The sequence below is a fragment of the Rubripirellula amarantea genome (assembly GCF_007859865.1).
Classification (GTDB): domain Bacteria; phylum Planctomycetota; class Planctomycetia; order Pirellulales; family Pirellulaceae; genus Rubripirellula; species Rubripirellula amarantea.
In genome coordinates this window covers 1,221,546-1,234,440 of the sequence record NZ_SJPI01000002.1, presented here as the reverse complement: position 1 = coordinate 1,234,440, position 12,895 = coordinate 1,221,546, and the positions used below count along the sequence as shown (strand labels likewise).

The window sequence follows — 12,895 nt, the reverse complement described above, 5'->3', positions numbered from 1 at the left end:
ATCGCGCAGTCAAGGTGGCGATTAGCTCAGGAACCCGGGGCCGTTGCGACAGGTTTGACTGGCGTCCCGGGGTGCAGCGAATCACTGGGGTAGACAATGACACGATCGCCATCGACAAGACCGTCAATGATTTGAGTATGCGTGTCGTTCTGCATGCCAATGTTAACTTGCTGAAGCTTGGCTTCGCCGTCGACAATTGATAAGACGTGCCATTTGCGATTGTGCCGGAACAACGCGCTGTTAGGGATCAACAACGCATTGTCAATTTCGTCGACGGTGATTCGGGCTTCAACACGATATCCATCTCCGAGCGCTGCAATACGCTCGGGCGATTCGTCGAAATCGGCGATCACGTTGACCCGTTGTTCTTCGACCCCGAGTGACGAAACCTTGGTAAAAGCGGCGGGTTCGACGACTCTCACGTATCCAACCAAGGGAGCACTCCCGCCCCAGTGCTCGATCGTCATCTCACAACCAGTTTTGATCTGGACGGCGTCCGTTGATAGCACGTCAATTTCGATCTCAAGATTGCTTGGGTCGCCCAGCTCGATCAAAGGAGTTCCCACGCCAACGACCGCGGAACTTTCATGGATGACGTTGAGGACTCGTCCAGAAATCGGAGAATAGATTTCAAACGGTTCGGCAGCGGCTTCGGCATCGTCGCCACTGAATTGTCGCACTGCTGCTTTCGCCATTTCAAACTCGTAGGCGGCGATCTCTTGATCAAAACGAGCGGTCTCGATGGCTTGGACGCTGCCTAGCAATTCAGCTTTGGCAATGTCGTACTCGGTTTGCGAGACTGCTCGAGACGGCAGCATCTTCTCGGCTCGCTTGAACTTCTCTTCGTTGAGTTGGAAATTGATCTTTGCCTGCGCTGCATGCGACCTTGCCCGTTCGACGGCGGATTCTGCGGCTTTGACTCTCGCGAGTGCTTCCGCGCGAGCCCGCGCATCGAGGATGGCTGGATCACTAGGTAAAATCACCGCGAGCAGCGTTTCCTCGGTGCAGTAGTCGCCAGCGTCGAGCTCGATCCGTGACACGCGTCCTGAAACGGGAGTGGAAACCGTGTACTTTTCACGGATCCGAGTCTTGCCGTCTTCTTGGACGGTCACTTTCAATCGACCCATCGTTGCCGTCGCGAACTCCACTTCGACCGACGCCGGATGAAGCACCAAGTAGCCGACAATCGACACTGCGACCAACACCACGAATAGCAGGAGCGTTTTGATCGAAAATTTCATTCTCGGGTTTTTAAAACAGAGATGAGGTCCAGGTGATGGATGCGTCGTTGCACTACCAGCCCCGATAATACCGTAGCGACCGCGATCACCACCGCGGCCAAGGCATAGGTATCACGGCTGATGATTAGCGGAATGCGATAGTTATCCGTGTCCAATCCACTGGCCATCAATCCAGCGAGCCCATAGCCAATGATCCAGCCTAGCGGGATCGCAGCCAAGGTGAACAGCGTGATTTCCCCAAGCAACACAAATGAAACCTCACGTTTGGTGAAACCTACCACTCGCATCGTTGCCAAGTCACGACTTCGCTCGGAAAGCGATATGCGTGCGCTATTGTAGACAACACCGATCGCAATCACAGCAGCGAAGAAGATGATGAAAGATCGCATCACCAAAATATTCTCGGCAATCGTTTTGCGGAAACTATCAAGCACCGACTTCTTGATGGTAACGCTGGCAACGCCGGGACGCATTTCCAGCTCGTGAAATACTTCGTCAATGGAGTTGGAGTCGACCTTAAGGAATGCTCCCGATGCGACCGCGGATTCCTTCAGCAGTTTATGCAGTTGTGCTTTGTCCATGTACGCATTGAGACCGGCATACTCTTCCACAAGCGCGGTAACCTCGATGACCACCGTTGGCCGCTTGTCTTCGAGTACTTCGACGGTGACTTCGTCGCCAAGTTCAACACCTAGTAATTGCGCAAGCTTCGTATTGAGCATGAGTCCGAACTCAGGCACGTTAACGACACGTTCCTGCTTATCTAACAACCGGTAAAGCTGAGGCGAAGGTTCGAGACCGGTAATGCCTATTCTTCGCGATCGGTACTCGAAGCTCAGCCGAGTCGCCACACTGCGCATCGTTTCGCTGCTAAGCACTCCTTCGAGCTGTTGCATCTCGTACATCACCGTCGCCGTCGCTGGCTCGACAAAGGTCACGGTAAGATCTTGACGTTGAGCTTTGCTAAACTGAAATTCCATCATGTAGTTCATGGCATCGAGCGAGAAGTTTCCCAGCACCATCACGCTGACAGCCATCGCTATTCCCAGAACCGACAGCAAAGCTTTGACGGGTTTGCGGGCGATATTGCGAATGATCATCCGCATCTCAGGAGGCAAGGAACGGCGAGGTAAGATTCGTTCGAGCAGAGTAGGTTTGAAGCTCGGTGGCGGTTCCGGTCGCATCGCTTCGGCGGGCGGCAATCGAATAGCGTCACGAACGGATAGCCACGTTCCAAAGAATGCGACGCCGGTGGTTAGCAAAAAAGCAGATGCAATCGCGAAGCTATCGATCTGAAATTCGAGCACGGGGAAGCGATAGAAGGTGGCGTACATCGCAGTCATTCCCGATGACATCCAGAATCCAAACAGCGTGCCAACGATCGTTCCCGTCAACGAAATCAGGAGGACCAAGGATAAGTAGTGAATTCCCACTTCGACATTGGAGTAGCCAAACGCCTTGAGTGCTGCGATCTGCTCACGCTGCTGTGAAATGATGCGAGAGACCACAATGTTGAGTAGAAACGCTGCGACGGAAAGGAAGATCGCAGGAGCCATGATTGCCATGCCGCGAAGTTGTCTCAACTCGTCAGAGATGTATTGGTCCGAAAGTTGTTGATCACGTCCGTACGAACCGATTGTTCCGTAAGGTTTTAGCAACCGATCGAGCTCATCGATCACGGCGTCGACGTTGTGTTCATACGTTAGCTTTAGGGTCACGCTGTTGAACGCACTCTCCATATCGAATGCGGCTTCCAGATCTTGTTGACCAATCCAGAACACCCCAAAGCGTTGATTATCGGGGACGATGCTTCCCGGTTGAACTTGCATCACGTATTCAGGTGACAGTGCGGTGCCGACGATGGTCAGCGATTGCGTTTTTCCGTTGATGATCGCTTGGACTTGATCACCACTGACAAAGCCGTGCGCTTCCGCAAAAATCTCTGAGACGACGACTTCACCCGTTCGATTGGGTTCAGGCATCCGGCCGCGTGAAATGTAGAGTCGGTTGAGTTTGCATTCGCCCGATCGTGGTATGGAAATCAATCGAGCGACCGCTGGCTCTTTCATCTCGGGAACGTCAAGCAGCACGTCGTAGACCAATCGCGATTCGGCCGCTGCGACACCCGAAATTTCCTCGATGCGAGGCATCAGCGTATTGGGCGCGCGTCTCGTTTCGGCGAATACTTCCGCAAAGCGAAATTCGCGATAGAAGTAGTTCTTGCTCCACAACAACGATTGGTACGAACACATCGACATCACAAAGGTTGCCACTCCCGCAGCAATGACCAAGATGATCGCGAAGGCTTGGGCTTTGAGATGGATGAGGTCGCGGACGAGTTTTTGGTCGAGCTTGCGCACTGGCTCACCAACTCAATTCGTTCGCTTGGACCTTGCGATGGTTCGTCTCGACTCCTGCAATTTGACCATCGGACAACGAGATCACTCGATCGGCCATCTGCGATATGGCTGCGTTGTGCGTGATGACGGCGGTCGTGGTGCCGAGTTCTCGATTGATCCTTGCGATGGCTTCAAGCACCACGATTCCGGTGTGAACATCGAGCGCACCGGTAGGTTCATCGCACAACAACACCTTGGGTTGCTTGGCGATTGCCCTCGCGATGGCAACACGCTGTTGTTCGCCGCCGGATAGTTGGGCGGGGAAGTGATTCGCTCGCTCTTTCATCTGAACCAAGTCCAGAGCGTCCACGGCATCCATGGGGGACTGAGCGATCTCGGTGATCAACTCGACATTCTCACGCGCCGTTAGGCTGGGAATCAGGTTATAGAACTGAAAGACAAAGCCGACGTTGTCGCGACGATATCGAGTCAAATCGGCGTCGTCGCATGCCGTCAATTCCTGGTCGAGGTAGTGGACCGTGCCGGAGGTTGGCACGTCCAATCCACCCAGAATATTCAGAAGCGTTGATTTGCCGCTTCCCGATGCCCCCAGCAGCACCACGAATTCGTGTTCGTAGAGTTCCAGCGAGACCCCACGCAGTGCCCGAACCGAAACTTCGCCCATTTGATACGTCTTGGCAATTGCGACAGCGCGAAATACAGCAGTTTGCGTGGCAGTTTTCATCAACTGAGTGTAGCAAATTCACGACTGATTCTAAGACTGAGGCACCCGCACGTGATAGCCAAGCCGTCGCGAAGGAAGGTGCCTTGGGGGCACGTTGCGGGTTCAAATCGCGATCGCTTTTCACGCAATTCGCTGAGCGCGTGTCGAACGATTCGGCCCGTCGCTGGCGATCGGACAGAAATTCCGCACGAATCGTCACTCAATCAGCCGATCTTGCCTGTTCTGCCTCGCCCTTTGCCAGAGTGGTGAAGTATGAACATAATAGGTACGAAGCCCTTTCCCCCAGGAACCACTTATGTCGTCCGTCGTCGAGTCCAAGCCGGAAACTGATCAGCAAAACGTCTACTTCCGTTGCATTGCCGGATGCACGGCAAAACACTCGATTTTCGACGTGATTTACACCTGTCCGTCGTGCGGCAGTTTGCTGGAAGTTCATCACGAGCGAGAACCCCTGAAAAGGAAGAACGCCTACCAATGGCAACAGCTCTTCGATTCCCGCGCTAGCACGTCGATTTGGCCCTATGGAAGTGGCGTCTGGGGTTTGCGTGAATGGGTGATTCCTTCGCTGGCCGACGAGAATGTCGTCAGCATGTTCGAAGGAAACACGAACCTGTTCTGGGCAGAACGTCTCGGGAAGCAGCTCGGGATTCCTGATCTTTGGATCAAGTTGTGTGGAAATTCGCATACCGGAAGCTTTAAAGACTTGGGCATGACCGTGTTGGTCAGCGTGGTTAAGCAAATGATGGCTCGGGGCAGTTCCGTGCAAGCAGTCGCCTGTGCCAGCACCGGTGACACTAGCGCAGCATTAGCTGCCTACGCTGCATACGCTGGGATCCCGGCGATCATTTTCCTGCCCGCCGGGAAAGTCAGTACCGCTCAATTGATTCAGCCGGTGGCCAACGGTGCTCATGTTTTGGCCCTCGATACTGACTTCGATGGATGCATGAAGATCGTTCAAGAGGTCACCAAGGACAACTCGATTTACCTAGCGAACTCAATGAACTCGCTTCGGATCGAAGGCCAGAAAACAGTTGGCATCGAGATCGTTCGTCAGTTCGAATGGGAGGTCCCGGATTGGATCGTGATTCCGGTTGGCAACTTGGGCAACATCAGTGCTCTGCACAAAGGTTTTCAATTGATGATCGACCTCGGGTTGATCAACCGAATGCCGCGATTGGTTGCCGCTCAAGCGGCCAAAGCCAACCCGTTCTACGAATCGTTTAAGAACGGTTTCAAAGAAAAGATCACGATGACAGCGCAAGACACGCTCGCCAACGCAATTCGCATTGGCGATCCAGTCAGCTACGACAAAGCGGTCAAAGCAATCGTTGAATCCGACGGCATTGTGGAACAGGCGACCGAGAACGAATTGGCGGCCGCAGCGGCCCACGCGGACTTAACCGGCATGTTCACGTGTCCACACACCGGAGTGGCGTTGGCTGTTCTTTCCAAGCTCGTGAAGAAGGGGGTGATCAAGTCGTCGGATAAGACCGTCGTGATCAGCACCGCTCACGGTCTGAAGTTCACGGACTTCAAGGTCGGGTATCACGAATCGACGTTGGCTGACGTAACGAGCGAATATGCCAATCCTGCCGTTCACCTGCCTGCGAATGCGGACGCAGTAAAAGCGGAAATCGAAAAGCGATTGAAGCGATAACCGTTTCGTGAAGCACTAAGGCAGCTCGATGGTGGCTGCCTGGGAGCCGATGAGTTCGGCTTCGATAGAAGTGCCCCAATAGAAGTGCCCCAATAGAAATGGGGCATAAAAATGGGCCGGTGAAAATTTGCGTTTCAAATAGCCCTATGAAGAGTAGGCCCTTCACAGTGGGCCCTTAGCATCGAGCCTGGACATTCGCCGACGGCGCTAGCCGCGTGCCTCGCTGGCATCGAATCGCCAATTCGAGGACCGAGGCCAGCGCCGTTCGGCTCAGCCAGCCGAATTACGCCGTTTGGCTCACTGGGTTTGCTGCCGAAGCACCAGTGGAATTGCGGAGCAGCTTGGTGTACTCGTCCACGCCTTCTTGTTCTTGGATCAAGATGTCTTCCAAAAAGATCACCAAGGGGCGGTTGCCTTCCGCGAGTTCCAATGCCTTTTCGTACATCTCAACCGCTTTTGCTTCGAAAGCCAAGCTGAATTGAAGTACCTCATTGAGGTCGCGTGATTGCTTGATTTCGTTTCGAGTTGCCACTGGCACTCCACCGAGAGCAGCAATTTTATCACCGACGAGTTGGGCATGGCCGAACGATTCTTTGGCATCGGCGATGAACTTGGCGGCGTACACTTCACGCCACGGGCCCTCGGCGATAAAGCTGGCCTGGGAGTACTGAGCGACGCCGGTCCACTCGTGCTTAAGAATTTCGTTCAACTGTTCGATGATCGCTTGATTGTTCATTTAGTTTGATTCGGGTTGGAGTGGTTGTAGTGACTAACCCCTGCACGATAGCGATCTTGCCTTGCTTGTCAAATAGCTGTCTTTGGCCTCGCTAGGTCACGTTTAGGAAGCGGGACGGGATCATTGTTCCGGCTAGTCCGAAATTTCGGCGTAGCGGCCCGCGAGATAGGAACAATCGGAAACAATTCACCGGCCGTGCAACTTTGCGTAGGCCATATATAGAAGTTGAATTGAAGATTGCACACACTTTTGGGGCTTGAAGATAATCATGGATCGACCAAACACAGAACGAAAAGCGTTGGCGGTAAACCTGGACGCTCGCCGTTACGGTTCGTTCGCCGAAATCGGGGCCGGGCAAGAGGTCGTTCGTTGGTTCTTTCGTGTCGGTGGGGCAGCGGGCACAATCGCGAAAAGCATGTCCGCCTATGATATGTCCGTCAGCGATGCAATCTACGGCGAATGCGATCGCTATGTTTGCCGCCAACGGCTCGAACAAATGCTGCAGTACGAACAAGGTCTGAACCTGGAACGACTCAGCGGCAGCCGAGGTGACACGACGTCATTCTTCACATTCGCAGACACTGTCTCGGCTCGCAATTACCACGGCACCAATGAATGCCATGGTTGGATGGGAATTCGCTTTCAAGCTCACCCGCGAGACCAAGACAGCGAAATCATCATTCACGTTCGCATGCTCGATACCGAAAATTCGCTGCAGCAGGAAGCTCTCGGCATCGTCGGTGTGAACTTGCTTTACGGCGCGTTCTTCCTGAACCATGAGCCCGACATGCTGATCGAGTCACTGCTCGACAACTTGAGCACGCGACGTATCGAGATCGACATGATCGAATTCAAGGGCATCGCGTTCCGCCACGTCGACAATCGCGTCATGAGCTTAAGGTTGGTGCAATTGGGACTTAGCAACGCGGCAATGTTCTCGGCCGATGGTGAAGTGCTTCAGCCATCCGAGGTGTTGTACAAGAAGCCTATTTTGGTTGAACGCGGAAGCTTCCGACCGGTCACCAACGTTAACATCGACATGATCAATTCCGCCAAGGAAACGTTTGCGGAAGAAGAAGGCGTCGATGCGGACCAAGTGGTCACCCTGGCTGAGATTACGATGAAGAATCTGCAAGCCAACGGCGAGATTGATTTGCGAGACTTCTTGGCGCGGGTTGATATGTTGGCCGCTTGTGGAATGACTGTCCTGATCTCGGATTACTTCGAGTACTACCGTTTGGCAGCTTACCTGGCTCGGTATTCCAAGAAGAAAATTGGAATCACGATGGGAGCAGCCAGCTTGGTGGAGCTCTTTGACGAAAAATACTACACGGCTCTCGATGGCGGGATCCTTGAATCGTTCGGGCGTTTGTTCAAGAACGACCTGAAGCTGTTCATCTATCCGCTCCTGGATCGCGAAACGGGCAGCTTGACAACGGTCGAAAACCTGAGGGTGGCTGAAGAGCTTAAGACACTTTATCAGTACCTTGTTGACAAAGGATGCATCGAGCAACTGCAGAATCACGATCCCGATCACCTGTCGACGTTCTCCCGCGAAGTCTTGCGTCAGATTCACGCCAACGATCTGAATTGGAAATCGCATGTTCCTCAACAGGTTGCGGACCTGATCCAGCAGCGCGGCTTCTTCGGCTGTCAACGCGTCGTCTCTGTTCCCGTGGCGGAAGATCGTCGCGCACCAGTTGCCGCACCGATCCTTGCACCGGCGATCCCCAGCAACGCGATCACGCCAACGAACGTAGTTGGCTAACCGCGTCGTTGCCTCGAACGCGAAACCGTCTGCTAAAGATCCGCAAATATGACGCAAAGATGAATGAAAGCGGTCCTTCCCAAGGGACGCTCTGCAGGGTCATTGCGGATGCTGGCTTTGCAGTCGCATCCGCTCCGGGGCATGAGGCAGTCCGAGGCTTGAGGGATAGAACTTGAGTTTTGTCGAGGCTTCTCGAGGTGTTGTTGCCGCATCGAGGCGAGTTGGCTGGTGTACAATGGCTGAACTGTTCACCCTCGGTCATGCCTTCGCCCACCAAGAGACTTTCCTTCGATGCTTCTGTCCTGCCGATCTGATTTTGCTGTTTTGACACTTCGCCGATTCGTTTTTGCGAGTCTGTTTCTTTTTTGTGTCACGGTCGTCACGGCCCAGGATTCACCAGCGACGGCGAAGCTTGACCCCGCGATGGATGTCAATCGCGCAGCAGCCGACGGATTGGACTGGCATGACGTGACGCAGTGGGGAGTCGAAGGCCGAATCCTTGATGACCAAGAACGCGAGCGGTGGTTTGATCGTTTGCCTCAATCTGCTGAAAAGTCAGTGACCAGCAACGTTTGGAACCTTAGTCGTGACAGCGCGGGGATGATGACGCGTTTCAAGACGGACGCGACCGCGATTCATGTGCACTACAAACTTCGCAAGTCGAACCTCGCAATGCCCCACATGCCCGCAACCGGCGTTAGTGGCATCGACTTGTATGCTCGTGATACCGATGGAACGTGGAAATGGGTGCAAGTCACCAAGCCGGCATCTCAAGAGGTCAAGGCCGAGATCATTAGCGGTTTGGCACCGGGCGAACGAGAATATGCAGCCTACCTGCCGCTTTACAACGGCGTCGAATTCATGAGCATTGGTGTCGAGCAAGGCAGTAAGTTTGAAGGCTTGGCCGCACGCGAAAAGCCAATCGTGTTTTACGGAACGAGCATTACCCATGGTGCGTGTGCCAGTCGTCCCGGAATGGTGCACACCGCTATCCTCGGTCGGCGTCTTGATCACCCGGTCGCTAACCTCGGTTTCTCAGGCAACGGCCGCATGGACTTGGAAGTGGGTGACTACCTTGTCCAAGTCGATGCCGCAGCCTACGTGATCGATTGCTTACCCAATATGGGACCCAGTGACGTCGAAAAGAAGTGTGTTCCATTGGTCAAGCAAATCCGAGCTGCCAAACCTAATACTCCAATCATCTTGGTGGAAGATCGACGAAAGACAAACGACTGGATCATTCCCGCGATCGCTAAGTTCCACACCAAGAACCATGCAGCCCTACGAACGGCTTATGAGTCGCTGTTGAATGACGGTGTAACGGGGCTGCACTACATTCCTGGCGACCATCTGTATGGTGATGACACCGAAGGCGCGACCGATTCGTCGCACGCCAATGACTTAGGATTCATGCGACAGGCCGAAATCTTCGAGCCCGTGTTGCGAGAAGCGTTGGACCAATAGTTTTCGACACGCCATTAAATAGACAATGCCCTCGTAGGTCAGGTCTCAAAATGATGGGCGTCGGGAAGTTCAGATAGGTGCAAAACGCTAATTGACCTACGGGATTGACTTTGGCAAATGAAAGTGAGTGTGAATCCATACGAATCGCCGCGTCGACTGCTGCCAGCCGACGATCGTGAATCGCTTTCATTTTCAGGAACGATAGAAGAAGCAGACTACGCGAGCTTATTGTCGCGTCGGGATTCGGAGGCAATCCTATACGGTATCCTGTTCGGTCTGCTCATGGTGATGTCCATTTCATTCACCGGATTACTCATCTACGCATTGGTCAATCGAGGATGGAGCAATCTAGTCCTCCCCGCCATCTTGCTCGATGTGGTGCTGTCACTCGGAGCAGTATTCTCCTGGCGATTTTTCAGGCCTCTGCATCGCGCGCGTCGTAAGCTGAAACGCAATCCAGATCTGATAAGCAAAGCAAAGGGTCGACTATCTCAACAGGGCTTTGAGTTCTATGACGGCAGCACTCACTATTGGTTTGGGCCACAGCAACTTGTCCATTCTTCAGTCACCAAAACAGGTGTCCGCATTCCGGTAGCCGCTGATCCGTATCGTTTCCTGGCAATTACCGCGCGAATGATCGACAGCTACAGTGTGGATGTGGCTATGCGAATCAAGCAACACTGGATTGATCAAGCTAAGGTGAATGGAAAAGATTTCGACGAAGAGACGAGTTCATCAGTGGTGGAAACGATCTTTCCAATGCCCGTCAATGCAATCTCGTTTCGAGGTAGCATCTCGCAGCATCAACCAGCGATTGCCAAGGGGTTGCGTAATTCAGCCATCGTGGAATTGGTCGCCGCTATGGCACTAGTTGGTTTTGGTTATTTTCACAGCGACAGCCACACGTTCATGCGATACGGGTTGATCGCCTATGGCTTGCTTTGCCTCGCGAGCACTGTTCGCGCATGGTCGCGGTATCTAAGTTGCACGAGCATGGTGAGTTGGGACCAGCAAGGGTGGATTGGCGAACACGAGCTTGCATTGCTTGCTGGCAGTCGCAGTGCCAAATACTCTCTTACTAAGCTTCGTGAACAGATCGACCACGGCGAGGTCCTTGAGTTGCAGTTCGATGCCGCCGCGACCTGCCTGATCGCTCGTGATCACTTCAAGTCTGAAGATGAGTGGACGCGGGTTCGGACGTTTTGTTCGACGGGTAATTCGTAGTACTAGATCAACGGGAAGCGTTTCTATCGGACGCGGCGGCTTCATGTGAGAAAAAAACTTGCGATTCGACATGGCTGAATCGTTGCTGGTCGCGCCTTTCTGTTGAGCTGACCCGATACACTGGTGGATCATCTTATCCGCATCCGCTCCATTGGGAATGCTTCATGAGTTCTGCTCAACATTCTAGAATCTATTGCCTGATTATTGTTCTTCTCTGCACTGCATCGCTTAGTAACAGTCAGTGTTTTGCCGAGGAGTCGAGGCAACCGAATGTTCTGTTTTTGATCTCGGACGATCTCAATACACGTATCGGTTGTTACGGCGATCCCAATGTGAAGACGCCGAACATCGATCGGCTGGCGGCGCGAGGAACACGCTTTGAAAATGCGTATTGCCAATTCCCATTGTGTGGCCCCAGTCGGAACTCGATGTTGTGCGGGCTGTATCCTGACGCGACTGGAATATTGCGCAACGCGCAAATCTTTCGCGAAACGATACCCACACGTCAGTCGCTGTCGCACGCGTTTCGCATGCAGGGTTATTTCGCCGCGCGAATCGGTAAGCTTTATCACTACAACGTGCCCCGGAGTGTTGGTACCAATGGGCATGATGATCCAGCTTCCTGGGAGCTGGAAATTAGTCCTGCGGGATGCGACCGCTTGATTGAAGAGCCGGACATTTTCTCGCTGAAGAAGGGCAGCTTTGGTGGAACCTTATCGTGGTACGCGTCACCTCGTCCCGACGAGCTGCATACCGATGCGATACTGGCCGAGGAAGCCGACTGGGTGTTGGATCGTTGTGCCAAGAAGAATGATCGCCCCTTCTTTCTGGCAGTCGGTTTTTTCCGACCTCATACGCCGTACGTCGCTCCCGCAAAGTACTTCGAACCGTACGACTTAAAAGACATGCCGGTCATCGAAGGGGCTGATGTGGATGTTAGAGACGTTCCCCCACCCGCACTTTTGAGCCGAAAGAAAGAGCAGGACTTGCTGACCGATGATTTGAGTCGCCAGGCGATTCAGGCTTACTACGCGAGCACCACGTTCATGGATGCGCAGGTGGGCAAAGTCCTTGACTCGCTAGATCGTCACGGGTTAGCGGACAATACGATCGTGGTGTTCACGAGCGATCACGGCTACCACCTCGGCGAAAAGGGGCTGTGGCAAAAGCAGAGTCTCTTCGAGCAAAGCGCGCGAGTGCCATTGATCATTGCCGCACCCGGTTCCTCTGGTGGAAAGGTTGCGTCGTCACCGGTTGGATTGGTCGACCTCTATCCAACGCTCACCGACTTCTGCAACGTCGAAGTTGATGCTGAAATGCACGGCCAATCGTTGGTTCCGATGCTGGATGACGCTAGCTACCAAGGTCGAGGCTACGCGATTTCTCAAGTTCTGCGAAACGCTCGAAAGAAAGACAAGGAAATCAACGGCTATACCATTCGCACTCCGCGCTATCGGTTAACTCTCTGGGATGAGGGTAAGAAAGGACGCGAGTTATACGACCACGACCACGATCCGCTCGAACAGACAAATCTTCTGTACGGCGACGGTGCGAAAGATGCGAATACGGCGTCGGTGGAACGCGAGCTGACGAATTTGCTGCACGCCGAGATGAAGAAGGCGATGCCGGCAGATGGGCGTCCCGAAGTCAAGAATCAAAACTGGGTGATCGATCTTACGAATCCCTGATGACCTAGAGCATCAGGTCGTAGGCGTGGCGTC

At 53.5% G+C, this 12,895-nt stretch carries 9 protein-coding genes; 5 read left to right on the top strand and 4 right to left on the bottom strand.

Features of this window, described 5'->3' with window-relative positions:
- Positions 1 to 26: 26 nt before the first annotated feature.
- From Pla22_RS18385 to Pla22_RS18375, 3 genes are read right to left on the bottom strand one after another with little or no spacing between them, the layout of a single operon-like run.
- Positions 27 to 1,241 carry an efflux RND transporter periplasmic adaptor subunit gene (locus tag Pla22_RS18385; protein WP_146516212.1) on the bottom strand — a complete coding sequence of 405 codons (1,215 nt, stop codon included), beginning with the start codon at positions 1,239 to 1,241 and terminating at the stop codon, positions 27 to 29.
- Positions 1,238 to 3,601, bottom strand: coding sequence for an ABC transporter permease (locus tag Pla22_RS18380; RefSeq protein ID WP_146516211.1), 2,364 nt, complete (start codon positions 3,599 to 3,601; stop codon positions 1,238 to 1,240). Before Pla22_RS18380 ends, Pla22_RS18385 begins: the two co-directional genes overlap by 4 nt.
- Positions 3,602 to 3,605: 4 nt before the next feature.
- Positions 3,606 to 4,325 (bottom strand): ABC transporter ATP-binding protein, encoded by a 720-nt coding sequence (locus tag Pla22_RS18375; RefSeq protein ID WP_146516210.1) that lies wholly within the window; start codon positions 4,323 to 4,325, stop codon positions 3,606 to 3,608.
- Between the two features lie 295 nt (positions 4,326 to 4,620).
- Here Pla22_RS18375 and thrC point away from each other — a divergent pair, with 295 nt between their 5' ends.
- On the top strand, positions 4,621 to 5,982 hold the full coding sequence (thrC, locus tag Pla22_RS18370; protein ID WP_146516209.1) for a threonine synthase: 1,362 nt from the start codon (positions 4,621 to 4,623) through the stop codon (positions 5,980 to 5,982).
- Between the two features lie 283 nt (positions 5,983 to 6,265).
- On the opposite strand, the gene Pla22_RS18365 is transcribed toward thrC, so the two are convergent.
- On the bottom strand, positions 6,266 to 6,718 hold the full coding sequence (locus Pla22_RS18365) for a ferritin-like domain-containing protein (protein ID WP_146516208.1): 453 nt from the start codon (positions 6,716 to 6,718) through the stop codon (positions 6,266 to 6,268).
- 268 nt (positions 6,719 to 6,986) lie between these two features.
- Here Pla22_RS18365 and Pla22_RS18360 point away from each other — a divergent pair, with 268 nt between their 5' ends.
- From Pla22_RS18360 to Pla22_RS18345, 4 genes are all read left to right on the top strand, one after another.
- Entirely contained in the window at positions 6,987 to 8,486 is a 1,500-nt protein-coding gene (locus Pla22_RS18360; RefSeq protein WP_390620285.1) for a TonB-dependent receptor, read from the top strand.
- Positions 8,487 to 8,810: 324 nt separating this feature from the next.
- Entirely contained in the window at positions 8,811 to 9,950 is a 1,140-nt protein-coding gene (locus Pla22_RS18355; protein ID WP_390620294.1) for an SGNH/GDSL hydrolase family protein, read from the top strand.
- Between the two features lie 129 nt (positions 9,951 to 10,079).
- Positions 10,080 to 11,174, top strand: coding sequence for a hypothetical protein (locus Pla22_RS18350; protein WP_146516206.1), 1,095 nt, complete (start codon positions 10,080 to 10,082; stop codon positions 11,172 to 11,174).
- A 164-nt stretch (positions 11,175 to 11,338) separates the two neighbouring features.
- Complete coding sequence (locus Pla22_RS18345; protein ID WP_146516205.1) at positions 11,339 to 12,862, top strand: sulfatase; 1,524 nt, start codon at positions 11,339 to 11,341, stop codon at positions 12,860 to 12,862.
- Positions 12,863 to 12,895 lie beyond the last annotated feature (33 nt).

What these genes read in the sequence shown, in the direction of transcription:
- Pla22_RS18345 (WP_146516205.1), top strand. Translation starts at nt 11,339, where the DNA reads ATGAGTTCTGCTCAACATTCTAGAATCTATTGCCTGATTATTGTTCTT.
- thrC (WP_146516209.1), top strand. Translation starts at nt 4,621, where the DNA reads ATGTCGTCCGTCGTCGAGTCCAAGCCGGAAACTGATCAGCAAAACGTC.
- Pla22_RS18375 (WP_146516210.1), bottom strand. Translation starts at nt 4,325, where the DNA reads ATGAAAACTGCCACGCAAACTGCTGTATTTCGCGCTGTCGCAATTGCC.
- Pla22_RS18365 (WP_146516208.1), bottom strand. Translation starts at nt 6,718, where the DNA reads ATGAACAATCAAGCGATCATCGAACAGTTGAACGAAATTCTTAAGCAC.
- Pla22_RS18385 (WP_146516212.1), bottom strand. Translation starts at nt 1,241, where the DNA reads ATGAAATTTTCGATCAAAACGCTCCTGCTATTCGTGGTGTTGGTCGCA.
- Pla22_RS18360 (WP_390620285.1), top strand. Translation starts at nt 6,987, where the DNA reads ATGGATCGACCAAACACAGAACGAAAAGCGTTGGCGGTAAACCTGGAC.